Source organism: Algibacter aquimarinus (assembly GCF_039543265.1).
GTDB lineage: Bacteria > Bacteroidota > Bacteroidia > Flavobacteriales > Flavobacteriaceae > Algibacter_B > Algibacter_B aquimarinus.
This window is the reverse complement of record NZ_BAABJK010000009.1, coordinates 376,353-401,580: the sequence shown is the minus strand read 5'-3', so window position 1 is coordinate 401,580 and position 25,228 is coordinate 376,353. Positions and strand designations below refer to the sequence as shown.

General features: G+C 31.7%; 23 protein-coding genes. 9 read left to right on the top strand and 14 right to left on the bottom strand.

All coding sequences use genetic code 11. The features are described from left to right. Nucleotides 1-114: 114 nt before the first annotated feature. The 7 genes from ABD939_RS14230 to ABD939_RS14200 all read right to left on the bottom strand — a co-directional run bounded on the left by ABD939_RS14230 (nt 115) and on the right by ABD939_RS14200 (nt 7,126). Nucleotides 115-1,605 (bottom strand): YfcC family protein, encoded by a 1,491-nt coding sequence (locus ABD939_RS14230; protein ID WP_345170012.1) that lies wholly within the window; start codon nt 1,603-1,605, stop codon nt 115-117. A 196-nt stretch (nt 1,606-1,801) separates the two neighbouring features. After that, nucleotides 1,802-2,920, bottom strand: a complete 1,119-nt coding sequence (dnaN, locus tag ABD939_RS14225; RefSeq protein WP_345170011.1) for a DNA polymerase III subunit beta — start codon at nt 2,918-2,920, stop codon at nt 1,802-1,804. 85 nt (nt 2,921-3,005) lie between these two features. After that, on the bottom strand, nt 3,006-4,673 hold the full coding sequence (gene gldG, locus ABD939_RS14220) for a gliding motility-associated ABC transporter substrate-binding protein GldG (RefSeq protein ID WP_345170009.1): 1,668 nt from the start codon (nt 4,671-4,673) through the stop codon (nt 3,006-3,008). Beyond that, complete coding sequence (locus ABD939_RS14215; RefSeq protein ID WP_345170007.1) at nt 4,666-5,151, bottom strand: hypothetical protein; 486 nt, start codon at nt 5,149-5,151, stop codon at nt 4,666-4,668. The genes gldG and ABD939_RS14215 overlap by 8 nt, the downstream gene beginning before the upstream one ends. Further along, nucleotides 5,151-5,867 (bottom strand): gliding motility-associated ABC transporter permease subunit GldF, encoded by a 717-nt coding sequence (gene gldF, locus ABD939_RS14210; RefSeq protein ID WP_345170005.1) that lies wholly within the window; start codon nt 5,865-5,867, stop codon nt 5,151-5,153. The genes ABD939_RS14215 and gldF overlap by 1 nt, the downstream gene beginning before the upstream one ends. A 120-nt stretch (nt 5,868-5,987) precedes the next feature. Next, entirely contained in the window at nt 5,988-6,284 is a 297-nt protein-coding gene (locus tag ABD939_RS14205; protein ID WP_345170003.1) for a putative quinol monooxygenase, read from the bottom strand. Nucleotides 6,285-6,289: 5 nt separating this feature from the next. After that, complete coding sequence (locus ABD939_RS14200; RefSeq protein WP_345170001.1) at nt 6,290-7,126, bottom strand: SAM hydrolase/SAM-dependent halogenase family protein; 837 nt, start codon at nt 7,124-7,126, stop codon at nt 6,290-6,292. Nucleotides 7,127-7,283: 157 nt separating this feature from the next. Between ABD939_RS14200 and ABD939_RS14195 the strand changes: the two genes are divergently transcribed. Both ABD939_RS14195 and ABD939_RS14190 read left to right on the top strand, forming a co-directional pair. Next, a complete protein-coding gene (locus ABD939_RS14195; RefSeq protein WP_345170000.1) occupies nt 7,284-8,237 on the top strand; it encodes a PhoH family protein in 954 nt (317 codons plus the stop codon). Between the two features lie 151 nt (nt 8,238-8,388). Then, nucleotides 8,389-9,336, top strand: coding sequence for a phosphoribosylaminoimidazolesuccinocarboxamide synthase (locus ABD939_RS14190; protein ID WP_345169998.1), 948 nt, complete (start codon nt 8,389-8,391; stop codon nt 9,334-9,336). Nucleotides 9,337-9,496: 160 nt separating this feature from the next. Here the strand turns inward: ABD939_RS14190 and ABD939_RS14185 are convergent, their stop codons facing one another. From ABD939_RS14185 to ABD939_RS14160, 6 genes are all read right to left on the bottom strand, one after another. Beyond that, nucleotides 9,497-11,119 carry a T9SS type A sorting domain-containing protein gene (locus ABD939_RS14185; RefSeq protein WP_345169996.1) on the bottom strand — a complete coding sequence of 541 codons (1,623 nt, stop codon included), beginning with the start codon at nt 11,117-11,119 and terminating at the stop codon, nt 9,497-9,499. A gap of 532 nt (nt 11,120-11,651) precedes the next feature. Next, on the bottom strand, nt 11,652-12,374 hold the full coding sequence (locus ABD939_RS14180; protein ID WP_345169994.1) for a CPBP family intramembrane glutamic endopeptidase: 723 nt from the start codon (nt 12,372-12,374) through the stop codon (nt 11,652-11,654). Between the two features lie 63 nt (nt 12,375-12,437). Continuing rightward, nucleotides 12,438-13,085 (bottom strand): HAD family hydrolase, encoded by a 648-nt coding sequence (locus ABD939_RS14175; protein ID WP_345169993.1) that lies wholly within the window; start codon nt 13,083-13,085, stop codon nt 12,438-12,440. A gap of 10 nt (nt 13,086-13,095) precedes the next feature. Next, complete coding sequence (locus tag ABD939_RS14170) at nt 13,096-13,881, bottom strand: carbonic anhydrase (protein ID WP_345169991.1); 786 nt, start codon at nt 13,879-13,881, stop codon at nt 13,096-13,098. A 96-nt stretch (nt 13,882-13,977) separates the two neighbouring features. Then, complete coding sequence (locus ABD939_RS14165; protein ID WP_345169989.1) at nt 13,978-14,868, bottom strand: alpha/beta hydrolase; 891 nt, start codon at nt 14,866-14,868, stop codon at nt 13,978-13,980. Nucleotides 14,869-14,891: 23 nt separating this feature from the next. Then, on the bottom strand, nt 14,892-15,989 hold the full coding sequence (locus ABD939_RS14160) for a heparan-alpha-glucosaminide N-acetyltransferase domain-containing protein (protein ID WP_345169988.1): 1,098 nt from the start codon (nt 15,987-15,989) through the stop codon (nt 14,892-14,894). Nucleotides 15,990-16,068: 79 nt separating this feature from the next. Between ABD939_RS14160 and ABD939_RS14155 the strand changes: the two genes are divergently transcribed. From ABD939_RS14155 to ABD939_RS14135, 5 genes are all read left to right on the top strand, one after another. Then, a complete protein-coding gene (locus tag ABD939_RS14155; protein ID WP_345169986.1) occupies nt 16,069-17,427 on the top strand; it encodes an alanine/glycine:cation symporter family protein in 1,359 nt (452 codons plus the stop codon). 116 nt (nt 17,428-17,543) lie between these two features. After that, on the top strand, nt 17,544-17,801 hold the full coding sequence (locus ABD939_RS14150) for a DUF4212 domain-containing protein (RefSeq protein ID WP_345169985.1): 258 nt from the start codon (nt 17,544-17,546) through the stop codon (nt 17,799-17,801). A gap of 19 nt (nt 17,802-17,820) precedes the next feature. After that, on the top strand, nt 17,821-19,521 hold the full coding sequence (locus ABD939_RS14145) for a sodium:solute symporter family protein (protein ID WP_345170162.1): 1,701 nt from the start codon (nt 17,821-17,823) through the stop codon (nt 19,519-19,521). 120 nt (nt 19,522-19,641) lie between these two features. Then, entirely contained in the window at nt 19,642-21,549 is a 1,908-nt protein-coding gene (acs, locus tag ABD939_RS14140; protein ID WP_345169983.1) for an acetate--CoA ligase, read from the top strand. 11 nt (nt 21,550-21,560) lie between these two features. After that, nucleotides 21,561-22,172 (top strand): DUF2306 domain-containing protein, encoded by a 612-nt coding sequence (locus tag ABD939_RS14135; RefSeq protein WP_345169981.1) that lies wholly within the window; start codon nt 21,561-21,563, stop codon nt 22,170-22,172. Here ABD939_RS14135 and ABD939_RS14130 read toward each other — a convergent pair. Beyond that, a complete protein-coding gene (locus ABD939_RS14130; protein ID WP_345169979.1) occupies nt 22,169-22,783 on the bottom strand; it encodes a fumarylacetoacetate hydrolase family protein in 615 nt (204 codons plus the stop codon). The two genes, ABD939_RS14135 and ABD939_RS14130, sit on opposite strands and share 4 nt — an antisense overlap. A gap of 137 nt (nt 22,784-22,920) precedes the next feature. Between ABD939_RS14130 and ABD939_RS14125 the strand changes: the two genes are divergently transcribed. Further along, a complete protein-coding gene (locus ABD939_RS14125) occupies nt 22,921-24,693 on the top strand; it encodes an ABC transporter ATP-binding protein (protein ID WP_345169977.1) in 1,773 nt (590 codons plus the stop codon). Between the two features lie 11 nt (nt 24,694-24,704). After that, nucleotides 24,705-25,223: a DinB family protein gene (locus tag ABD939_RS14120; protein ID WP_345169976.1), complete on the top strand. Its 519-nt coding sequence runs from the start codon at nt 24,705-24,707 to the stop codon at nt 25,221-25,223. Nucleotides 25,224-25,228: the final 5 nt, after the last annotated feature.

Genomic DNA, 25,228 nt, shown 5'->3' with positions numbered 1-25,228 from the left:
AAGATTATTCTAACGTGTTTATTCTACTTTGGTATTCAAAAATACTCGAGAATTTTTCACTGTAACCAAAGATAATAAAAGTGATTTTTACTTTTTTGTGGAGTTATTTTTATTTTAATAAATAGAAATTGTTAGGCATATCATTGTAGTTATTGTCAAAATTAGGAGAAGGGGCATTACAAATTTTAACCACTTATTGAATCCAATTTTTACTATAGCTAATGCAGCTAATATTAAACTTGTAGGATTAATCAAATAAAACAAACCCATACCGTATTGGTAGGTGTCAACTATAGTTTCTCGACCTATGTTGGCAGTATCTGCTAGTGGCGACATAATTGGCATTGTTAATACTGCCATTCCTGAGGATGATGGCATAAAAAAAGATAAACTACCATAAATAAAAAGCATCACGTTTGTAAAAACACCTTTGTTCATGCCTTCAGTTATTGCACTCGCATGATATAAAATAGTATCGCTAATAAGTCCATCTTCCATTAAAATTGTTATACCTCTAGCAATACCAACAATAAATGCAACACTAAGTAAAGTACCGGCACCTTTGGCAAATTCTTCAACAAATAAACTTTCTTTAATTTTAGCAATAAAACCAATTATAATAGCACCAACTAGAAATACGGAAGTCATTTCTACAAACAACCAATCTAAAAAAGAGACCCCAATAATCATTACCACAAAACATAAAGTAAACACAACTATAATAAGCCTCAATCTATTTGTAAACTTTTTTGTATTCAATGTATTTAATCCAAAAAGTTGTTCTAATTCATCTTTTTGATCATAAATAAGAGATTTTGATGGATCAGCTTTAACGCGTTTTGCATAGCGAAGGATATAAAGAATAGTAATAACTAAACAAATAACTAACATTATTAACCGATTTTCGAGGCCTGTTGTCCAGCTTATTCCAGCTGAATCTGAAGCAATAATAGTGGAAAACGGGTTTATAGTAGAACACATTGACCCAATTCCAGAACCAAGAAAAACACAAGCAAGACCTACCATTGCGTCGTATTTAGCTGCAAGGAAAACAGGAATTAAAATAGGATAAAACGCCATGGTTTCTTCGGCAAGGCCAAAAGTGGTGCCTCCAGCCGCAATAAGTGTAGTTACCAAAATAATTAGAATAAATTCTCTCCCAAGAAGCATTTTTGACATCCAAGAAATACCAGCATCAAAAGCGCCCGTTAAATTCATTATACCTATTAAGCCCCCAATAATAAGAATTAAAAAAATAATACTTGATGCCTCAATAATACCTTTTATAGGAGCTTGTATTAATTCTGCAATACCTTGAGGTCTTGTTTCTAGTTCTTTGTATGTGTTAGGTATAGCAATTGGTTTATAGATGCCACCGTTTATAAATTTTTCTACAGGTATTTTAATATCCAGTTCGTGCAAAACTTCTTGAGTTGCTGGTAATTCTGTATTATTACCTAAACTAGTTTTGATAAATGTATTGTTATTAGAATTGTATAACAGAGTGTCATATTTTCCCGCAGGAATTAACCAAGTTAAAATAGTGACAATAATGGCTATAATGATTAGGATGGTTTGAGCAGTTGGAAATTTTAGTTTTTTCATGTGTATATTCTAATTGTTAGTTCTAAGTTGTTCCAAATCAACTATGTCTATTGTTAATATGAACTTAATTTAACAATTTATGCTAGCTTAAACGAAGTTATCATTATTTTTTTTTAAGTTAAGTGTAACAAAAAAAGCGGTAACACTATCAATGTTACCGCTTTTGTATAATAAACTTCCTTTTATGGAACTCTTTTTAACTATTTAACATAACAGGCATCACCAACATGGTAATCTGTTCGCCTTCATCTAACCCATCAACAGGCGTTAAAATACCAGCTCTATTTGGCATGCTCATTTCAAGTTGTACTTCATCAGAATTTAGATTGTTTAGCATCTCTGTTAAAAAACGAGAATTAAAACCTATTTGCATATCGTCTCCTTGATAATCACAAGTTAAACGTTCTTCGGCTTTGTTGCTGTAATCAATATCTTCAGCAGAAATGTTTAACTCTGCACCAGCAATTTTTAAACGAATTTGATGTGTTGTTTTGTTTGAGAATATACTAACACGACGAACAGAATTTAAAAACTGAGTTCTATCTATGGCCAATTTATTCGGATTTTCCTTTGGAATTACAGCTTCGTAGTTAGGGTATTTGCCATCAATTAAACGACAAATTAACTCTGAGTTTTCAAATGTAAATTTGGCATTACTTTCGTTATACTCTATGGTTACATCATCTTCGCTAGCTGCCAAAATCCCTTTTAATAAATTCAAAGGTTTTTTGGGCATTATAAATTCTGCAACTTGGTTGGCTTTAATATCTTCTCGAGTATATTTTACTAATTTATGTGCATCTGTTGCAACAAAGGTTAAGCCTTCGGTAGAAAACTGAAAAAATACACCACTCATTACAGGGCGTAAATCATCATTTCCGGCAGCAAAAATTGTTTTACTAATAGCAGTTGCTAAAACATCACCAGTAACAACAGTTTTACTAGGGTCTTCAAGCGCTACAGCTTTTGGGAATTCTGCACCATCTGCATAAGCTAGTGCATATTTACCATGGTTTGAGCTTATCTCAACCGTATTATTGTCTTCAACAACAAACGTTAAAGGTTGCTCAGGAAAAGTTTTTAAGGTATCTAATAATAAACGTGCAGGTATTGCTACGCTTCCTTCACTATCACTTTCAACATCTAAAGTAGAAGCCATAGTGGTTTCTAAATCACTAGCAGAAACAGTTAGTTTTGTATGGTCTAATTCAAATAAAAAATTATCTAAAATAGGTAAGGTATTTGAGCTGTTAATTACACCACCTAAAACTTGTAATTGCTTTAATAAATAGGTACTAGATACTATAAATTTCATCTATAAAAATGCGTTTTAGTTTAGAAAATCACTACTTACAAATATATTCCAAACTGCTTATATTTGGAAACAAACTTATTAACATTTAAGCGGCGTATTTTTTCTTTCTGAAGTAATTAAATCCTAATCCAAAAAGTGCTAATAATACCAATGGTAATGCAATGTTTAGGAGTTGCCATTTGGTTTTTTCTTTGGCTATTTTTTGCTGATTTAAAAAAGCGACTGCTATTTCTTTAGAACGAATGTTTATAAGTCCGTTATCGTCGAGTAGGTAATTTACGGTATTCAATAAAAATTCTTTATTGCCATAATTTTTTCCTGTCCAACGATCAAAACCTAATTCTTGCGGTACGTTGTTAACCACATCATTTTTAATAACATCACCATCGGCTATAACAACCATTTTTGTAGCTACACTTTTTAGTTTTTCACCATTAAGTTTAAATGGTTTTATTCTATTACTATAAACAGATTTAAATTCACCCTCTAATAAAACAGCCAGTGCCTGATTTCCTTTGTTAAATGTTTTTGGGTCTTGTTCTTTAGTAACAATATCTAAACTTACCTCTCGAGGTGTGCCTTCAAGTTTGCTTAATGGCGCTGTTTCTAATAAAATAGTTTTGCTAATACTGTTTTTTAGTGTATCAATTTGGTTAGCAAAATCAAAACGTACTAAGTTTAAATTATTAACGATAGGATGATTACTATTAGAATTTGCTAACGGGGAATAAGGCCATCTTAATGGCTGAAACTGAGATTCACTACCTTCTCCTAATGCCAAGGTTATTGGTGCAGAATACAGCGTACTAACCATAACAGGATTTATACGAACACCGTATTGAAAAAAGAAATCAGTTAGGTTTAAGTCTCTATTTAGAGCTATATTTTTACCTTCAGGATTAAATAAACTATCTTTTTCCATGGCTACTGCATCTAAAAGCCAGAGACTTTTTCCGCCATTCATGGCGTACTGATCTAAAACTAATTTTTCTTCTTCGGTAAATGCTTCTGTAGGTTTTGCATTAATAATTAAATCGAAGTTTTTTAAATCACTTAATGTTTTTTGTGGATTAGAAGAAACGCTATCCAAAGTAAATGGTGCAATAAAATAATATTCACCTATTTTTTTTACAAAATCGGCTATGTATTTGTCTTCTAATTGATTATTTCCTTTAAGAATCGCAATTTTTTTATTTTTCTGTTGTGTTAGTTTACTAAAACCATCTGTAAAAGCGTACTCTAAATGTTGAACAGAATTTATAACTAATTCTTGTTGAGAGGCTCCAATTTTATTTTTTATTAATGGAATAGTAACCGTTTGGTCATTATAACTAGCTAAAGCCCAAGGGAAAATGATAGCTTGTGAGGATTGACCATTTTCCTGAACATTTAATTGCATTGGTGTTAACCCTCGTTGAGTAAGTTGTTGAATTATAATATCGCGGTTAGCCTCATCTTCTAACGGATTGAAGAAATTAAAGATGATATTTTTGTTTTCTGATGAAAATTCTTCGAGCAATTGTTTGGTTTCATTCTGCAGTCTTCTAAATTCTGATGGAAAATCTTCTCCTTTTAAAAACACATCAATAATTAATGGTGATTTTGCTTCATTAATAATATTTATAGTGGCATCACTTAATGTATATCTTGAATCTTCAGTGAGATCAAAACGTTTGAATGAGCTGTAACTTAACAAGTTTATTGCTACTAAAATTAATAGTGTTATAAATATATATTTTGCGTTTTTATTCAAAAGTCTTTTCCAATTTATATTGTGTTATACTGCTAACTTTGTTTTTTTTAAAGGTTACCTCTATACATTCTTGCATGTTATTAAACGCACCTGGTTTAAAGCCTAAATTATAATTCCATTGCTCTGGCGAATTAGCTTTTATACTATCATTCCAGCCATACCATTCACTTTTTCCTAACAGGGTTTCTACTTCCTTTTTCGATTTATTAATTAGAATACTATCATTTTTAATTTGATTTATCATCTCGTAACGTAATGATGGTTTATCATTCCATGCTTCTGCATCAAAATATTTCTCATGATGATAAGAACTAAAAATATTTAAAATAGGATAAAAAACAAAGAAATATACAATTGGTGTTAACGCTAAACTTACTAAAAAAGTGAGCCATTTTCGTTTATCAATTGTGTTTACAAACAACCAAACTAAAACAAAAACAAGAATTAAAAAAATAACAAATAGTGGTGTAATAAACATTATTGCTCTTTTGTTAAATTTAATTTAGTTAGTATTAAAAAGAAGATGGTTACGCTTAAAAAATAAATAATATCTCTAGTATCTAAAACACCACGACTCATACTTTGGTAGTGTAAATTCATACCTAATTGATCTATAATATTACTTGAAGTAAAATCTGCAATACCTTCAAAGCCAATATAAAAGAGAAAACATAAAAATACCGAAGTTATAAAGGCCACAATTTGATTATCTGATAAAGTAGACGAAAAAACACCAATAGCTGTATAGGCTGTAATTAAAAAAAGCAGCCCAAAATAGGAACCTAAAGTACTACCAACATCTAAATTTCCTATTGGGTTTCCTAATTGATAAACGGTATAAACATATACTAGAGTAGGTATAAGCGCAATTAAAATTAAAATAAAAGCTCCTAGGTATTTCCCTAAAATAATTTTTGAAAGCGATATAGGTTTGGTTAACAATAGTTCTAAAGTTCCTTGTTTTTTTTCATCAGAAAAACTACGCATAGTTACAGCTGGTATTAGGAAAATTAAAATCCAAGGTGCTAATAAAAAGAAAGGCGATAAATCTGCAAAACCATAATCTATAATATTAAATTCACCTTTAAAAAGCCATAAAAAGACACCGTTTAATAGCAAGAAAACGGCAATAACTAAATAGCCTATTGGTGATGAGAAAAATGAGTTTATTTCTTTTTTAAGTATGGCTAGCATAAGTGTTTTTTGTTAGTCACAAATGATGGTTAAAGTAACAAAGTTATGAGTTTCTGTTTTTTGCAAAATAAGACAATAAAATGTATTAGTTGCTTTGTGCAAATTATAAAATAATCGGTTTTATTTTAAACTTTCTAATTTATCAACACTCCATGCTTCGGGCCTCGAACTAAAAAGCGGTTTAGTAACAGACCAAACATCATTAAAAACTTCTGATTTTCTGTAGCGTTCTAAATCTTCTTCAGATTCCCAATGGCTATATGTAAAAAAGATGCTTGGGTAATTTTTATCTCTATATAACTCTAAAAATGTACAGCCATTAAAACCTCTTATTCGCTTTTTATTAGCTTCAAAGTTTTTAAGGAAAACTTCAATGTTTTGTTTATAAAACTCCATTTTAACAATTCGTACTAACATATTTTTTAAACTTTATTAAAGTTAACACTTACAGTGTCCATAATACCCAATCCCATTAACGACGAGGCACTTCCAACGGTTGTACTATTACTTTTATATAATGCAATTTCTAAAAAATCTCCCGAATTAAAAACAACTAACCCTCTGCCTTCATCATGGCGCTTTTCTTCAGGAATTTCAAAGTTTACAATATCACTGTATTTATTATATATTTTTTTGAACTTATAATTTCGTGCAGAAATCTCAAAATCACGCCCTTTTTGAGCCGTTTCAAAAAAGCTACGTTTAATGTTTGTAACTACATTCCCATAATTATCAATGTATATAACGCTACCTATAATTTGAGTTTTGTCATCATTAACATAAGGGACAATATTTTTTATGGGCTTTATGCTATTGATGGTTTTTCCAATAATTTCTAAAGTGCCACCACGCGCAATGTGGCAAGCTACTTTTACAAATACATCTAAAACCGGAAAGCTAGTTTGTATTTTATCATGAATATTAATTTCAACAATTTTTTCTGGGGCAATTTCAGAGCAAATCATACTCATAATACCATTATTTGCACAAATAAAATAATGGTCATCTAGCTTAATAGCAATATGTTTATTTTCTGGGTTTATTTCAGAATCTATTCCAATTATGTGAATGGTTCCTTTTGGAAAGCTGTTATAGGCATTTTGAATAATATATGCAGCTTCAGGAATACTAAAAGGAGACACATTATGCGAGATATCAACAATTTTTACATCTGGAAGTTCACTATAAATAGCACCTTTTGTTGCGCCAGAAAAGTGGTCTTTTTCTCCAAAATCAGTTGTTAAAGTTATGATTGCCATTGGCAAAATTGTTGATATGTTTTTAGCTTAAGGTCACTCAAAATTATGTATTTTTGAGTACAAGTTATTTGTTTAACAAAACTAAGAAATCATTATCATCTAACTAAACAATATTTCTATTATTGTTATAAGTATAAACTAAATTAAAAAAACGCCTTTGAACGAAATCATTATTGAACTTGAAGAAATAACTCCAAAAGAATTTTTTGGAGCTCAAAATGCCAACATAGTACTTCTTAAAAAGTACTTCCCAAAACTAAAAATTGTAGCACGTGGTAATAAAATTAAAGCCTTTGGCGATGAGGAACTCTTAGAGGAATTCGATAGGCGAATGACGATGCTTTTAAAGCACTTTGCTAAGTATAATAAATTAGATGAAAACGCGATAGAGCGTGTATTAACAAGTCAAAGTAGTGATGATTACACAACATCAAAACAAAGTGGCGAAGTTATAGTACATGGCGTTGGAGGCAAATTAATAAAAGCGCAAACGGCAAACCAAAGAAGAATGGTAGAGCTAATGCGTAAAAACGATATGGTTTTTGCCATTGGTCCAGCAGGTACAGGAAAAACCTATACAGGTGTTGCACTTGCAGTACAAGCGTTAAAAAATAAAGAGGTTAAACGGATTATTTTAACACGTCCGGCAGTTGAAGCTGGCGAGAATTTAGGATTTTTACCAGGCGATTTAAAAGAAAAATTAGACCCTTACATGCAACCTTTATATGATGCGTTGCGCGATATGATTGCTCCAGAAAAGTTAGCACATTATATAGAAAACGGTACCATACAAATTGCTCCATTAGCATTTATGAGAGGTCGTACCTTAGATAATGCCTTTGTAATTCTTGACGAAGGCCAAAACACCACACACGCGCAAATGAAAATGTTTTTAACCCGTATGGGAAAACATGCTAAGTTTTTACTAACTGGAGATCCGGGACAAATAGATTTACCTCGCAGAACCATTTCTGGATTAAAAGAAGCACTACTTATTTTAAAAAATGTAGAGGGTGTAGGCATTGTGTTTTTAGATGATAAAGATGTAATTAGACATAAACTAGTTAAAAAAGTAATTGAAGCTTACAAAAGCATTGAGAATAGAGATTAATTTTTTTAGAAGCTATTTCCCGCTTTCCACTATATCTTTTTTGCTTTTAATGGCAAAAAAGGATGCCGCTTCAATCGGGGCTAAACATATTTGCTGAGGTTATTTCTTAGCTCTAAACGAATAAACAAATCAACTCATAAACAGTTTTATAATGAGTAATACAATAATTGACACAAATTTTAATTTTCCAGCACAAAAGAGTGTATACAAAGGAAAAGTAAGAGAAGTATATAACATTAATGATGAAGAATTAGTAATGATAGCCACCGATAGACTCTCAGCTTTTGATGTTGTAATGCCAAAAGGAATTCCGTATAAGGGGCAAATTTTGAATCAAATAGCAACCAAAATGATGGCAGCTACTGAAGATTTAGTACCAAATTGGTTAACCGGAACTCCAGACCCTAATGTAGCCGTAGGGCATTTATGCGAACCTTTTAAAGTAGAAATGGTTATTCGTGGTTATATGTCTGGTCATGCTGCTCGGGAGTATAAAGCAGGCAAACGGATGCTTTGTGGTATACCTATGCCAGAGGGTATGAAAGAAAACGATGCTTTTCCAGAACCAATAATTACACCAGCTACAAAAGCAGAAATGGGTGACCACGATGAGGATATTTCTCGTGAAGATATTTTAAAACGTGGTATTGTTTCAGAAGATGATTATGTTATTCTTGAAGATTATACTCGTAAACTATTTAAAAGAGGTTCAGAAATTGCAGCTTCAAGAGGTTTAATTTTAGTAGATACTAAATACGAATTTGGAAAAACTAAAGACGGTAAAATTGTTTTAATTGACGAAATACACACACCAGATTCTTCTCGTTATTTTTATGCTGATGGTTATCAAGAACGACAAGATAGAGGTGAAGCACAAAAACAACTCTCTAAAGAGTTTGTGCGCCAATGGTTAATAGCCAATAACTTTCAAGGTCTAGAAGGACAAACCGTTCCATTTATGAGCGACGAGTATATTGAAACCGTAAGCGAACGTTATATAGAACTTTATGAAAACATAACAGGTGAAACTTTTGTAAAAGCAGATGTTAGTAATATTCAAGACCGTATTGAAACAAATGTTTTGGCCTATTTAAAATAGAATATTAATTTATATAAAACTTAAAAAAAGACCTTGATTCTAAGGTTTTTTTATGTGTTTTTTTAATTACGCTTATCGTTGTTGTGAATGATTAGTTACGTGTTTCAGTAAATAATCACTAGCCAAAGCAATTAATTATACACGTTGTTACCTGCTGGCATTATCTTTTCACTACTAATTTATGAGTTGTTTTAGTATTCGATGTTTCTAAAGAAACAAAGTATACACTACCTTTAGTGAGTCTGTTAATATCCTTTTCATAAAAATTACTTCCAATTGATAAATTAGTTAGGATAGTCTTGTCAATAATTTTTCCATTTAAATCGTGAATAAATAATTTCACCTCTTCAATTTGATTTAGATTAAATACAACCTTTAATTTACCATCATTAGGATTAGGGTATATTATTAAATTTAAATTATTTGTACTTGATTCATTTAAGTCATCAATAGATAAACTCGTTGGTTTTTTTATTAGAACTTTAAATATTTGATTATTGGCATTACTTTGTGTTCCATCATTTATAAAGAATATATTGGGTTGGGTGCTACTTATACCTCCATAAATATAACCTATTAAAGTTTCTTGAGTTGTTAGGTTATCTAATTTGAAAACATTATTGTTAAAATGTGGAAAATTTAAATTTGGAATAAATTCTGCTCCTGCTCCCAAAAGCGAGGGCATCTCTATAGGTAATTTATATTCAGCCATAATGCCAGAACTACTTCTAGTTACTCTTGCAATAGTATTTACAAAAGGAACATTATCATCTTGAACTAAGGTTCCTGAATTATCATAAAACTGAGCAATTCCTCCAAAGAAAACAGTATGCATTTCATTATCTTGTTCAGAATATATTGGTAAAACAGGACAATGATAATGATTGTAATATTGCTGAAAGGTATTATTAACAGTATAATTATTACTATCAACAGTCACTGAATTTAAGAAGGGTAAATTTGCCGTTTGTTGAAAAACACCTGAAAACATTGTTATTCCTTCATCTCCATTTGGCAAAATTTGTTGTTCTGCATTATAATCTCTACGGTGTAAATTATTACTATCCGTATGAGGTGTTAGATGTGTTATTGTAATTGTTGTTCCATTATCTGAAAGATTAAATTTTCTAATAGCATTTGTATATTCTTGTATAAATCCTGGTCCGTTATTTGGTCCCATAGGATTGTATCTCCCAATGAATTTTTGTCCGCCTAGTAAGTAATATGTATTATTAATTTTTTTTAACCTACCACCAGTTACTTGAAATTGTGTGTCTGTAATTTGTCTGAAAAAAGTAGATATAGTAGTGCTATTTATAATTCCATTTATGACATCAGATACTTTAATTGCAGTTAGTTTATCAAATGTTGTATGGTCGTTTTCAGTTGGGCTAAATCCATAACCACCTATACAATATAAATAATCTCCTTCTTGATAAAATTCCATATTTGTAGAACTTAATTGTTCTTGAATTGGAGTAGGTAATGAAGTTAAAGGTGCACTCCATTTTTGAAGAGAAATTGGGTCAAGAACAAGTAATTGATTATTGTGTCCAGCAACGTCAAAAGAAGCCCAAGGTTGTCTTCTATGAAGTCCGTCAAGTCTTCCTCCAATTATTAGCCATTTTCCATTTGCTTGTCCAAATGCATATGATTGAATACCGCCTAAACCAGAAATGTTAATAGGTTCAATATTAATCTCAAAAGGTGCTGTTTGAGAAAAAACAGTAGAAAAGGTTATGACAAATAAAATTGATAAAATTATGTTTTTAAAAAATACCATTTTATAGAATTTAAGTTAGATTTTAAATTTAGAAATATATTTTATGGTATACTGTAACATTGGTTACCTAGGTTTGATGTGAATTGTAATCTTGGTGTCAAGGTTGTTTTTTAGCTTGCAGGTAACAACTGGATATAAAATCGTTTTAATGTTTTAATATCTAATGATACTGAAACAAGTTCAGCACAAGTAAGCGTAGTTGGAATTTTCTAAATAATAAAGACTATACGTATATCTGCGTATTTTTAATTGAAATATAAGACTTTACGAAACATTACTGGTGAAGCTTTTGTAAAAGCAGATGTTAGTAATATTCAAGACCGTATTGAAACCAATGTTTTGGAGTATTTAAAATAGAATATTAATTTATATAAAACTTAATAAAAGACCTTGATTTCAAGGTCTTTCCCTTTTATGTTTTTTTAATTACGCTTATCGACTGGATATGAAATCGTTTTAATGTTTTATATCTAAAAATAAGCGAAGTTAGAATTTTCTTACTAGAAAAGCAATACGTATATCTGCGTATCTTTTAATTAAAATACAAATTATAGGTTAATATGATGGCTAACATGTTGTAAGTGCCATGAGCCAGAATAGATGCTGTTAAATGCTTAGTTTTTATAAATAGTAAAGTGTATATTATTATAGTAGGAATAAGAATATCAAACCATTCTAATGCATTAATAGGCATATGCCCAAATGCGAATACGATTATTGATAAAACTCCTGAAAACCACAAACCATTAGTTTCATTTTTAAATAAACTTTTAAGTACATTAATGAAGTAGCCTCTATTAAAAAGTTCTTCGGTAATACCGCCACCAATAATACCTAATGCTATAAATGAAAGTATACTTATCAAGTTACCATCATACATACTTAACATACCAATAATGTCTTGTCGGTTTGCGCCACCAGTATTAGGTATTATAACAGCAAATTGAAGAATAGTCCATAACGCTCCAAAAGCTAGACCTAATAAGATATCTTTCTTAATGTTTACAAGCTTAAAGCCAATGTAGTTGAAATCTTTTTTTAATATTTTAAGCGATGTGTAAAGTAACGCCGTTACAGAGAAAAATTGAAACAAGGCAATAAAAAGTAAGTTTATTCCTTTTTTACCACCATTGATTTTGGTTACCCCAAAAAACACATCCGGAATAATAAACAATATATAACCTAATACAATTGTAAGTATAAAAACTGTTATAGTTTTCTTTTTATTTACTAATTTATAATTGGTGCCTGCCATTTATCTTTACAGTATCATATAAACGACGAACAACAAGCGTTTTTGTTACTTTCTAAAGTGTATTTACAAAAGTTTAATTAAATCTAACGGATGGTTTAATATATGTTTAGCATTGCTTTCTATTAATTCCTTTTTATCTCTAAAACCCCAAGGTACGCCTACAGCCAACATGTTACTATTATTTGCGGTTTGCATATCTATGGCTGTATCGCCAACATAAATGGTTTCCTCTGGTTTCACGTTTAATTGGTTACATATTTGTAGTGCTACAACCGGATTTGGTTTTTTAAGAGCTTCTTGTTTTAGCCCTAAAACAGGACTAAAATAGTCTGGAAATAAGGCTAATGTTATTTTTTTAGTTAGTTCATCTGCTTTGTTAGACAATACACTAAGTTTTAAATTTCGAGCCTTCAGTTGGTTTAATAAATCTATAATGCCATCATAGGGTTTTGTTTTATTGGTACATTGCTTACTGTAAATAGAAATCATTTGGTCAAAACAATTTTTTATTTGTGCCTCAACGCGTTGTGTTTCGGGTAATGCTTTAATAACTAAACTCCTTATGCCGCTTCCTACAAAGTGCTTGTAAGCTTCGTAATTGTGCGTTGGGTAGTTTTTGTTTTTAAGGACGCTGTTCATGGCATCTGCTAAATCTTCAATAGAATTAACAAGAGTGCCGTCTAAATCAAAAATAATGGCTTTGTATGTCATCTATTTAAAACTAATAATTTAATTTAACCAAACGGTTATTTAAAGGTTGCTCGTTTCTGTAATTATTAATGGGCATATTGTTTTTTAATTTTAGTACTTCTTCAACCGACAAAATAATGGGTTTTTTAAATACAATCCAATTTACACCTTCGGTACAAGGTGGTGTGGTTAATGAGCCTGAATACGAATAATAATTATTTGCATTTAAAAATAAGCTAGATAAATCAATATTTTGATGAATTTCTTTTTCTGAGCCATTTTCAATAGGAAGAAAGCTTTCAAAAAACTCGAATAGTTGACTTTCGTCTCCTTCTTCACCTAAAATTCCTAAAACACTTATTTGTCCTGTTTTATTAACATGTACTAAGTGTATTTCTATTGGATAAATAATTCCATTTATTTTGTGCTCGGAAGGTTCATGAAAATGAATTTGCTTTAAATAATAGATTTCATTTTTATAATCTATAGAATCTCCAGCTTCAAAATCAAATTGTATGGAATGTCCATTATTTTCTACCTTGCTTATTGATGTTTTAGGTGAATAATATATTTTTAAAAGATTTTCTGACGATACAGAATCGGCATCTTTATTAATAATATTTATAGGAGATTGGTATTTGCCATCGCAATTAGAATTCTTTTCAACCTCTACCCAATGCTCAGGTGATGTTTCTCCTGAATAACTCCAATGGCGAGTATCTTGGGTTTCTGAGGTATGTTCTGTTTTATGGATTTGTTTACAAGATTGAAAAGTTAGTAGAATAATACAAAACAGTAAACTGAGTTTAGTATTCATAATATGATGTTTTGATGATTTTTGATACTACAAAATTACTAATATCACATAATCAAAACCTTACTTTTATCATGTTTTGAAACTTTTTAATAGAAGCTAAAATCCAATGGTGCGTTCCGTCTGTCTATTGCTATTTTTTACTATATCATAATATAAAAAATCGACAACTTCGCTTACACAACGGTGCATAGGCATACCAGACCAACTGTGTGTTCCTCCATGTATAGAAAACAAGTAATAGGATTTGCCTAAACCTTTTAAGCGGTCTGCTATGGCTCTAGAGCCATAAAGCATCAAATAACCATCATCTTTTTCATTGCAGTAATGATGTGCCGCAATGTGGTAGGGCACTTTATTATCATTAGTTCCATGAAATAATTGTGTTGGTATAGCTCTAGAATCATCAATATACTCTAATGTGGTTATAGCCCCTGCCATACCTATAACCCCTGCAAATTTAAATTTTCTTGGTAGAATTTTATTCTTGTAAACATAGGCTAAGTTTAAAACAGCTTCTGCACCCGAACTTGTACCAGATATAATTATTTTGTCAGGATTAATTTTAAAAAGTGAATTGTTTTCAAGGATATATTTTACGGCATAGCTAATGTCTTCAGAAGCCGTATTAAAAGCTTCAATTTTATCTTTTGCTTTTGTATTGCAACTAAAACCAAGCTTTTTCATTATTAAACGATATGAAATTGAGGCTACAGCATAACCGCGTTTTGCAATTTGATTTGCAAATTGTACTGTATTATCATCATCACGTTGTCCGCCTGAAAAACTTCCTCCATGAACATAAACTAAAAGGGGTTTGTTTTCTAATATTTTTTCTGGCTGATAAAAATCAAGTTGTAAACTATCTTTTTTTTGTACAGCATAAGTGTGTGTTGTTTTTATTACATTATAAGAAGGGTCTAAAAACTCTGCTTGCGAGAAAAAGAGTTGACATACAAAACAAAATAACAGCGTAAGTTTAAATTTCATGTTTCTTTATTAGGTCGGAAATATCAATTGTTTCCTTTCATTTTATCATATAAACGTCTGATTTTAGAATATAGAAAGGCATTTGTTCTAACATAATAAAAAGAGAAAAAGCAAACAACAATCATAAATAATATAGCGCCAATAATAACTTCAGTTGGATTCAATGCTTTGTTAAAATAAACTTTTAAACCGTAACCCGTATAACTTCCGTAGAGTAAAATAAAATGAATAACGTAAATGGATAATGTTTTTTCTCCAATACGCGCTATTATTGATTGTTTTAAAAAACGTTCTGAAGCATAAAAAACGCCAAATAGAACAAGTACGTTGCCTAATCTTGTAAATAAGTAATTAAAATCGGCACTCATTTTTAGTAATTCAATACCTGTTAGATAACTCAGTTTAGTTAAAAATAGAGACGATAAATAAATAAGAAACCCTCCAACTGCAAAGAACGTTAATACCGTTAATAGTTTAAAGCGATCGCGATGAACATGCCTAAAGAATACAGTAGAAATAAAAGCACCAAAAGCTGAATACCCGAACCAAGGTAAAATGGTAAATACAGAGCCATTGGTTTTAGTCATATAATTAGCTATAAATTTTGGAACAGTTTCTAAAGTTAGGTTTCTATAAAGTGGTTCAGAAATAAAACAAAGAAACCCGATTGTAAAAAGAACTATAGAAAAAATATAGCTATGTTTTTTAAAAATACTATGCAAGCCAACTAACAAAATTAAAGACAAACCGATGCATTGTAGTACATCAATAACAAAAAAGTACTGGTTAAAATGTCCGGTTAGCCAACCAAAAATATTAATTCGTAAACTATATCCTATTCCTATTAAAAGTAAGCCTCTAAATAAACCTTTTTTTATTCTAGGTTTATCATTGCCTTTTGCATATGCACGAAGCAATAAATAAGTAAAAACTAAACCAGATATTGTAAAAAAGGTTGGCGCCGTAATACCTCTAAAATAAGACCATATATTGAAAATTGTATTAGTGCTATCTCTGTAAATAGGGTCCATTAATGTATCAATAAAATGCCCTTGAAGCATCATTAATATAGCAAATGCCCTAACAGCATCAATAAAATACAAACGGTTAGATTGTGCCATAAATTGGTTTAGTATGGTTAAATATACTTTTAATTAATTTAAACATAATGTTAGTAAAGTGATATATTTATAAAAAATTATGGAGCAATTTATTAAAACCTTTTCTGATTATGCTTGGGGTCTACCCTTGGTTATTTTGTTAATTGGTGGTGGTTTGTACCTTTTAATTTTATCTCGATTTTTACCATTTCGTTTTTTAGGTCATGCTATTAAAGTGTTAAGAGGAAAGTATGACGACCCTGATGATCCTGGACAAATTTCGCATTTTAAGGCTTTAACAACTGCTTTGGCATCAACTATTGGTATGGGTAACATTGCAGGTGTAGCAGTAGCTATTTCTGTTGGAGGACCAGGTGCTATGTTTTGGATGTGGATAAGCGCCATTGTAGGCATGTCCACTAAGTTTTTTACTTCAACTCTGGCAATTATGTTTAGAGGAAAGGATAGCGCTGGCGAGTTACAAGGTGGCCCAATGTATTTTATCATGCAAGGTTTAGGGAAATCATGGAAGCCTTTGGCAGTTATGTTTAGTCTTTTTGGAATGATAGGTGCTTTGCCTGTTGTAAATGTGAATCAATTAACACAAGCCATAAACGATATTATTTTAATCCCTAACGGTGTTGAAGTTGGTTTAAAATCAAATTTAATTATAGCAGGTATTCTAGTAGTTTTAACATCTGTAATTATTCTTGGTGGTTTAAAACGCATAAGTAATACGGCATCTAAAATGGTGCCTTCTATGGTATTATTATATTTTGTTTTAGTGCTATATATTCTAATTTCTAATTATGAAGTAGTGCCTAAGTATTTTATGATGATTTTTACTGATGCTTTTTCAGCTGATTATTATGAAGGGGATGCGTTTATGGGTGGTGTTTTAGGTGCTTTAATTTTATTAGGAATTCGCCGTGGAGCGTTTTCAAACGAAGCAGGAATTGGTACTGCGCCTATGGCACATGGTGCGGCAAAAACAGATGAACCCGTTCGTGAAGGCTTAGTCGCTATGTTAGGACCAGCAATAGACACTTTAATAGTTTGTACACTAACAGCATTAGCCATTTTAGTTACTGGAGTTTGGGAAACCACATCAGATAATGGTGTGAGCTTAACTGCAGCAGCTTTTCATCATGTTATGCCTATTTATGGTAATTATTTGCTCATGCTCTGTGTTGCTGTTTTTAGTATTTCGTCATTATTTTCATATTCATACTATGGTACAAAATGTTTGTCTTTTTTAATAGGAGCAAATAAAAAACAATACTATAACTACATTTACATATTAAGTATAATAATAGCTGCAACGGCACCATTTAGTGCGATGTTGAATTTAATAGATGGCGTTTTTGCACTTATGGCTATACCAACTATGTTGGCAACAATAATGTTAGCTCCTAAGGTTGTAAAAGAAATTAAAAGATATGCAAAAAGTGTTTTTTAAAATTATTGTAGAAATGAGGAATTATCATCCATGTTTTGGATGATTTGTTACATAAAAATTAACTTAAATACCGATAATTTTAAATGCGGATATTTCAACTAACTAAACTTTAATTTATGAAAGATATTAAAAATGCAAAAGCGTATTGGAAAGAAAATATTAGATACCTAACGGTGCTTTTAGTAATATGGTTTGTTGTGTCTTTTGGAGCGGGAATTTTATTTAAAGATGCCTTAAACTCAATAAAAATTGGTGGTTTTAAACTAGGTTTTTGGTTTGCACAACAAGGTTCTATGTACGTGTTTGTAATTTTAATCTTTGTGTATGTTCGTTTAATGAATAAACTCGATAAAAAATATGGTTATGATGTTTAGTTTATTAATCGAGGAAGGTATAGGTGTCCAAAATTGGACATATATTTTAGTGGGTTTAACCTTTGCATTATACATAGGAATTGCCATTTGGTCTAGAGCAGGTTCTACAAAAGAATTTTATGTAGCAGGTGGTGGCGTTTCTCCTTTGGCTAATGGTATGGCAACAGCAGCCGATTGGATGAGTGCTGCATCATTCATTTCAATGGCAGGAATTATTTCGTTTGCAGGGTATGATGGTGCTGTGTATTTAATGGGTTGGACTGGTGGTTATGTGCTTTTAGCATTGTTACTAGCGCCTTATTTAAGAAAGTTTGGAAAGTTCACTGTCCCTGATTTTATTGGTGACCGCTACTATTCCAATACAGCTCGTACTGTTGGTGTATTTTGTGCGTTAATAGTTTCTTTTACTTATGTGGCTGGACAAATGCGTGGAGTAGGTTTAGTGTTTTCACGTTTTCTAGAAGTTGATATAAATACAGGTGTTATTATCGGAATGATTATCGTTTTGTTTTACGCCGTTTTAGGCGGTATGAAAGGCATCACATACACACAAGTAGCACAATATTGTGTATTGATTTTTGCTTTTATGGTACCAGCAATTTTTATTTCTATTCAAATGACGGGAAACCCGATTCCGCAATTAGGATTTGGAAGTACTTTATCTGATGGTTCAGGAACATACTTATTAGATAAATTAGACGGACTGAGTACAGATTTAGGTTTCACAGAATATACAGAAGGATCAAAATCGCTAATAGACGTATTTGCAATAACTTTAGCTTTAATGGTTGGAACCGCAGGTTTACCGCATGTTATTGTTCGTTTCTTTACAGTAAAACGGGTAAAAGATGCACGAAAATCGGCAGGAATAGCTTTGTTGCTTATTGTAATTTTGTATTCTACAGCACCAGCAGTTGCCGTATTTGCTAGAACAAATATGATTGAAACAGTTTCAAATCAACCTTATGCAGATGTGCCGGAATGGTTTAAAAAATGGGAAACTACAGGTTTAATTACGTTTACTGATAAAAATAATGATGGACAAATACAATATGTAGCCGATACATCTCAAAATGAATTAGTTGTAGATAATGATATCATGGTTTTGGCAAATCCTGAAATTGCACAATTACCAGATTGGGTAATAGCTTTAGTAGCTGCAGGTGCATTAGCAGCAGCTTTATCAACAGCTGCAGGGTTATTATTAGTTATTTCGGCTTCTGTTTCTCATGATTTAATTAAGAAAATGATAAATCCTAATATCTCAGAAAAAGGAGAACTAGTAGCAGCACGTTTGTCTGCTATCGTTGCGGTATGTGTTGCGGGATATTTTGGTATTAATCCACCAGGTTTTGTTGCTGCAACAGTGGCTTTGGCATTTGGGCTGGCAGCGGCTTCATTTTTTCCTGCAATCATATTAGGGATTTTTTATAAAAAAATGAATAAAGAAGGCGCTATAGCAGGTATGGTGGTTGGCATAGCGGCCATGTTATTATATATGATAAAATATAGGTTAGGTTGGTTTGATGAGGTAACTCCTGATAAAAGTGAATGGTGGTTTGGTATCTCACCCGAAGGATTTGGCACCATAGCAATGCTTCTTAACTTCTTTGTATCAATAATTATTATGAAGTTTACCCCAGCACCACCAAAAGACGTTCAAGACATTGTTGAAAATATTAGAATACCCAGCGGAGTAGGTAAAGCTATAAATCATTAATTGATCAAAAAGATATTTTTCGTCGACAGTTTTATGTTGTCTGTTGAAAAAAATCACCAAGATTATATAATTTTATTACTTTAGAAACCGCATAAGTTTATTTAAGAAGAAATATTTATAATGAGTAACTACCACATAAAACACTTAGAAGAATACTACCAAGTTTATAGAAAATCGGTAAGAGAACCAGAGCATTTTTGGGAAGAAATAGCAGAAGAACATTTTATGTGGCAACGAAAGTGGGATAATGTATTGAGTTGGGATTTCTCAAAACCCGAAGTTAAATGGTTTGAAGGAGCACAACTTAATATTACAGAAAATTGCATTGATAGGCATTTAGCAACTCGAGGTAATAAAACCGCCATTTTATTTGAACCTAACGACCCAAAAGAAGAAGCAGAACTTATTACTTATAATCAATTACACGAAAGAGTTAATAGGTTCGCTAATGTTTTAAAAAACCAAGGCATAAAAAAGGGAGACCGAGTTTGTATTTATTTACCCATGATTCCAGAATTAGCTATTTCTGTTTTGGCTTGTGCAAGAATTGGTGCTATCCATTCTGTAGTATTTGCTGGATTTTCTGCTACAGCGCTATCTACAAGAATTAATGATTCAGATTGTAAAATGGTTATCACTAGTGATGGATCTTATCGCGGAGCAAAAACCATCGATTTAAAAGGGATTGTTGATGACGCTTTAGAAGACTGTTCTTGTGTAAAAACAGTTTTAGTAGCTAAACGCATACACTCTAATATAAACATGAAGGAAGGACGAGATAAATGGTTAAAACCTTTACTAGAGGAAGCTTCAACGGATTGTAAGGCTGAGGTTATGAATGCAGAAGACCCACTTTTTATTTTATATACTTCAGGATCTACAGGTATGCCAAAAGGTATGGTACATACTACGGCTGGTTATATGGTATATGCGGCATATACTTTTAAAAACGTATTTCAGTATAAAGAAGACGATGTGTATTGGTGTACTGCAGATATTGGTTGGATAACTGGACATAGCTATATTGTTTACGGTCCGTTAGCAAACGGAGCAACTACAGTAATGTTTGAAGGTGTACCGAGTTATCCAGATTTTGGAAGGTTTTGGGAGATTGTAGAAAAGCACAAAGTCAATCAATTTTATACCGCACCAACTGCTATTAGAGCTTTAGCAAAAGAAGGATTAGAGCTTGTTGAAAAACACGATTTATCATCTTTAAAAGTTTTAGGTTCTGTTGGCGAACCGATTAACGAAGAAGCGTGGCATTGGTATAATGATAACGTTGGAAAAAAGAAAAGCCCGATAGTAGATACGTGGTGGCAAACCGAAACAGGTGGTATTATGATTACGCCTATTCCGTTTGTAACACCAACAAAACCAACCTACGCTACGTTGCCGTTTATTGGCATTCAACCCGCATTAATGGACGAAAACGGTAAAGAATTAAAAGGCAATCAAGTAGAGGGCAGATTGTGTGTAAAATTCCCGTGGCCCAGTATGGCAAGAACCATTTGGGGAAATCATCAACGCTACAAGGACACCTATTTTTCAGCTTTTGAAAACAAATATTTTACTGGCGATGGTGCTTTACGGGATGAAGTTGGTTATTACAGAATTACAGGTAGAGTAGATGATGTTATTATTGTTTCTGGTCATAATTTAGGAACCGCTCCAATTGAAGATGCTGTAAACGAGCATCCTGCTGTAGCAGAATCTGCTATCGTAGGATTCCCTCATGATGTAAAAGGAAATGCGCTTTATGGCTATGTCATTCTAAAGGATACCGGTGAAAGTAGAAACCACGATAATTTACGTAAAGAAATTAATCAGATAATTACAGAGCATATAGGACCTATTGCTAAGTTGGATAAAATTCAATTTACTTCAGGATTACCAAAAACACGTTCTGGAAAAATTATGCGTCGTATCTTACGAAAGATAGCTCATAAGGATACTTCAAATTTAGGCGATACCAGTACACTTTTAAACCCAGAGGTAGTAAATGATATTATGGATAATGTCCTTTAACTAATAAAAATATGAAGAAAGTTATTTTTGTACTTTTTGCAATCCTATGTATTTGTATAGGTGTATATCCATTAATTTATTTTTTAATTGACCGAACTTTTGGATTACTAAATTCTAAGAGTGATGTGTTATTAAATGATATCTTTTGGAACATTGGATTTTACTCACACATTCTATTTGGTGGCTTAGCCTTATTAATTGGTTGGATGCAGTTTAGTAAAAAACTTAGATTAAAAAATATAAAACTGCATAGAAATATAGGTAAAATATATGTTATCTCAGTTTTAATTAGTGGATTAGCAAGTATTTACATTGCAATTTTTGCAACAGGAGGTTTAATTTCTGTAATAGGTTTTTTGTGTTTAGGTTTAATTTGGACAATTACTACAATATTAGCTTACACATCAATTAGAAAAGCTGATGTTAACAAGCATCAAAAATTCATGATTTTAAGTTATGCCGCTTGTTTTGCAGCGGTAACGTTACGTATTTGGTTACCTCTTTTAACTATAGCTCTTCAAGATTTTATATCGGCTTACAGAATTGTTGCTTGGTTGTGCTGGGTTCCAAATATTATTGTTGCTATTTTTATTATAAGAAAATTAGGTTTAAATGCTTCTTAAATAAGTTTAAAGTCTAAAAGTAATTCGCCTTCAACAAAAGCTTGTAAATGGTCGCCTTTTATGTTTTCTCCGGCTCCAGTTGCAGGCGTTCCTGTAAAGATTAAATCACCAGGTTGTAAAGTCATATATTGAGAAACATAAGCAATAATTTCAGAAAAGTTGTAAATCATGTTACTGGTATTTCCGTTTTGGACTTCTTTATCGTTAATCTTTAAACTAAAGTTAATATCATTAATGTTAGTGAAATTTGAAATCGGTTTAAACCCATTAACTGGTGACGCACCATCAAAACCTTTTGCCAGCGCCCAAGGTCCTTTGTTTTCTCTACTAGCACCCAAAACATCTTTTGCAGTGTAATCTATACCTACACCAATTTCGCTAATAAAGGATGCTGCTTCGGTTTCAGAAATGTCTTTACCTGTTTTACCAATTTTTGCAACTAATTCTACTTCATATATTAACTGATTTGTAATTTTTGGAAACTCTACATCTTTATTATCGGTTACCAAAGTACTTTCAGCTTTTATAAAAATAAGTTGTGTCCCTGTTTTTAGTGCATCAATATCACTTTTGTCATTCACATAATTTTTACCAATACCAATAATCTTCATCTTTTAAATTTGTTTAATTATATGTCAAAAGTAAGCAATACATAGAATTTTACAACTTGTTTTAAATGATAATTGTTGGAAAGTTTAACAAAAAAGTTTTAAAGAAACTCTTACCTTTCATATTTGAAAAATGACTCATGAAAGACCTAAAGGAAACATATAATAGTAAAGAGAAAACCAAGCCAAAAGTAACCATGGCGCAAGCCTTTAAAACTATTATTTGGCCACGCAGAAATTTGGTGTTTATTGGTTTAATATTAATAGTTATTCGCAGTTTAGCAGGATTGGTATTGCCTTGGCAAAGTAAAGTATTGTTGGATGAGGTTGTGCCAAGCAAAGATATATCTCAAATTTACACACTAATTACTATTGTTATAACGGCAATTACAATACAAGCTATAACATCATTTGCATTAACACGAATTTTAAGTGTACAAGCACAATATTTAATTAGTGAATTAAGAGCCCAAGTTCAGAAAAAAGTATTGTCGTTGCCCATTAGTTTTTTCGATAATACGAAATCTGGTGCCTTAGTATCAAGAATAATGAGTGATGTTGAAGGTGTTCGAAACTTAATAGGAACAGGATTAGTGCAGTTGGTAGGTGGGTCATTTACAGCAGTAGTGTCATTAATTATCTTAATAAAACTAAACCCATGGATGACACTTTTCGTTTTTATTCCATTATCTATATTTGGTTATATAGCTCTAAGAGCCTTCAAATATATTCGTCCTATTTTTAGAAAACGAGGTAAGATAAATGCAGAGGTAAAAGGTAGATTAACTGAAACTTTAGCAGGTGTTCGGGTTATAAAAGCTTTTAACGCAGAAGAACAAGAAAATAAGATTTTTGAAAAAGGGGTAGATAAGCTATTTCAAAATGTAAAAAAGAGTTTAACAGCAACAGCGTTAATGACGAGTTCATCAACCTTTTTAATAGGTGTTGCCACTACAGGTATTATGGGTATTGGTGGTTACTATATGATTCAAGAACAAATGACAACAGGAGATTTCCTGTTCTTTACATTAGTTCTTGGCTTTATGATAGCGCCTATTGTTCAAATGAGTAACATAGGTAGTCAACTTACAGAAGCTTTAGCTGGTTTAGATAGAACAGAAGAACTCATGAATAGCTCAGCTGAAGAGGATGATGAAAAAAGAACCATACATCTAAAGAGCTTCAAGGGTGATATAAGTTTTAATAATGTCTCTTTTGCATATGAAGAAGGTAAAGATGTACTTCATAATATAAATTTTAATGCGCCAGCGGGTTCAGTTACAGCTTTAGTAGGGAGTTCTGGTTCAGGAAAATCTACTATTGCTGGTTTATCGGCAACATTTTTAAATCCGAAATCTGGTGAAGTAACTATAGATAATCAAGATTTATCAAAAGTAAAATTGAATAGTTATCGGCAGTATTTGGGTGTTGTGTTACAAGACGAGTTTTTATTTGAAGGAACGATTAGAGAAAATATACTATTTCCAAGACCTAATGCTACTGAAGATGAGTTACAAAACGCTGTTAAAGCAGCTTATGTTGATGAATTTACAGATAGATTTGAAGATGGTTTAGAAACGCTAATTGGAGAACGTGGTGTAAAACTTTCTGGAGGCCAACGACAACGATTAGCAATTGCGCGTGCTATTTTAGCGAATCCTAAAATTATAATTTTAGATGAAGCCACTTCAAATTTAGATACCGAAAGTGAAGCCTTAATTCAAAAAAGTTTAAATGAATTAGTAAAAGATAGAACCACTATTGTTATTGCTCATAGGTTAAGTACCATTAGAAAAGCAGACCAAATATTGGTGATTGAAACCGGTAAAATTGTTGAACGAGGCACACACGATGAGTTAATTGCTTTAAAAGGAAGGTATTACGATTTATACACATATCAAGCAAAAATTTAATAATCATAATTATGAAAGTATCAGATTTAAACGCATCAGAATATAATAACTATTACCAGACATATATTAGTAAAGTTTCGAATACAGCATCTTTAGTTGAAAGTTATAAAGAAGCACAAAATCAAGTTACAAGTTTTTTTAAAGCGATTCCAGATAACAAATTAGAGTTTAAATACGCGCCTGGTAAATGGACTATAAAAGAAGTATTTCAGCATATTATTGATACTGAACGTGTTTTTATGTACAGATGCTTTAGAATTGCAAGGCATGATAAAACGCCTTTGTCTGGTTTTGAACAAGATGATTATATAGTGCCTTCAAAATCAAATTTTAAGACTATGGATATGCTTGTGGAGGAATATCAAACTGTTCGTCAAAGTTCAATCGTATTACTTAAAAGCTTAAACCACGAGGATTTAAAATTTATAGGAAATGCCAGTGGAAGTAATGTATCGGCAAGGGCAGCAGCTTTTATAATTTTAGGTCATGAAATTCATCATATAGACGTTATAAAAAACAAATACCTTTAAAGATT

Coding starts and splice junctions, on each gene's coding strand:
- ABD939_RS14230 (WP_345170012.1), bottom strand. CDS start 1,605: ATGAAAAAACTAAAATTTCCAACTGCTCAAACCATCCTAATCATTATA.
- dnaN (WP_345170011.1), bottom strand. CDS start 2,920: ATGAAATTTATAGTATCTAGTACCTATTTATTAAAGCAATTACAAGTT.
- ABD939_RS14215 (WP_345170007.1), bottom strand. CDS start 5,151: ATGTTTATTACACCACTATTTGTTATTTTTTTAATTCTTGTTTTTGTT.
- gldF (WP_345170005.1), bottom strand. CDS start 5,867: ATGCTAGCCATACTTAAAAAAGAAATAAACTCATTTTTCTCATCACCA.
- ABD939_RS14205 (WP_345170003.1), bottom strand. CDS start 6,284: ATGTTAGTACGAATTGTTAAAATGGAGTTTTATAAACAAAACATTGAA.
- ABD939_RS14200 (WP_345170001.1), bottom strand. CDS start 7,126: ATGGCAATCATAACTTTAACAACTGATTTTGGAGAAAAAGACCACTTT.
- ABD939_RS14190 (WP_345169998.1), top strand. CDS start 8,389: ATGAGTAATACAATAATTGACACAAATTTTAATTTTCCAGCACAAAAG.
- ABD939_RS14185 (WP_345169996.1), bottom strand. CDS start 11,119: ATGGTATTTTTTAAAAACATAATTTTATCAATTTTATTTGTCATAACC.
- ABD939_RS14180 (WP_345169994.1), bottom strand. CDS start 12,374: ATGGCAGGCACCAATTATAAATTAGTAAATAAAAAGAAAACTATAACA.
- ABD939_RS14175 (WP_345169993.1), bottom strand. CDS start 13,085: ATGACATACAAAGCCATTATTTTTGATTTAGACGGCACTCTTGTTAAT.
- ABD939_RS14170 (WP_345169991.1), bottom strand. CDS start 13,881: ATGAATACTAAACTCAGTTTACTGTTTTGTATTATTCTACTAACTTTT.
- ABD939_RS14165 (WP_345169989.1), bottom strand. CDS start 14,868: ATGAAATTTAAACTTACGCTGTTATTTTGTTTTGTATGTCAACTCTTT.
- ABD939_RS14160 (WP_345169988.1), bottom strand. CDS start 15,989: ATGGCACAATCTAACCGTTTGTATTTTATTGATGCTGTTAGGGCATTT.
- ABD939_RS14155 (WP_345169986.1), top strand. CDS start 16,069: ATGGAGCAATTTATTAAAACCTTTTCTGATTATGCTTGGGGTCTACCC.
- ABD939_RS14150 (WP_345169985.1), top strand. CDS start 17,544: ATGAAAGATATTAAAAATGCAAAAGCGTATTGGAAAGAAAATATTAGA.
- acs (WP_345169983.1), top strand. CDS start 19,642: ATGAGTAACTACCACATAAAACACTTAGAAGAATACTACCAAGTTTAT.
- ABD939_RS14135 (WP_345169981.1), top strand. CDS start 21,561: ATGAAGAAAGTTATTTTTGTACTTTTTGCAATCCTATGTATTTGTATA.
- ABD939_RS14130 (WP_345169979.1), bottom strand. CDS start 22,783: ATGAAGATTATTGGTATTGGTAAAAATTATGTGAATGACAAAAGTGAT.
- ABD939_RS14125 (WP_345169977.1), top strand. CDS start 22,921: ATGAAAGACCTAAAGGAAACATATAATAGTAAAGAGAAAACCAAGCCA.
- ABD939_RS14120 (WP_345169976.1), top strand. CDS start 24,705: ATGAAAGTATCAGATTTAAACGCATCAGAATATAATAACTATTACCAG.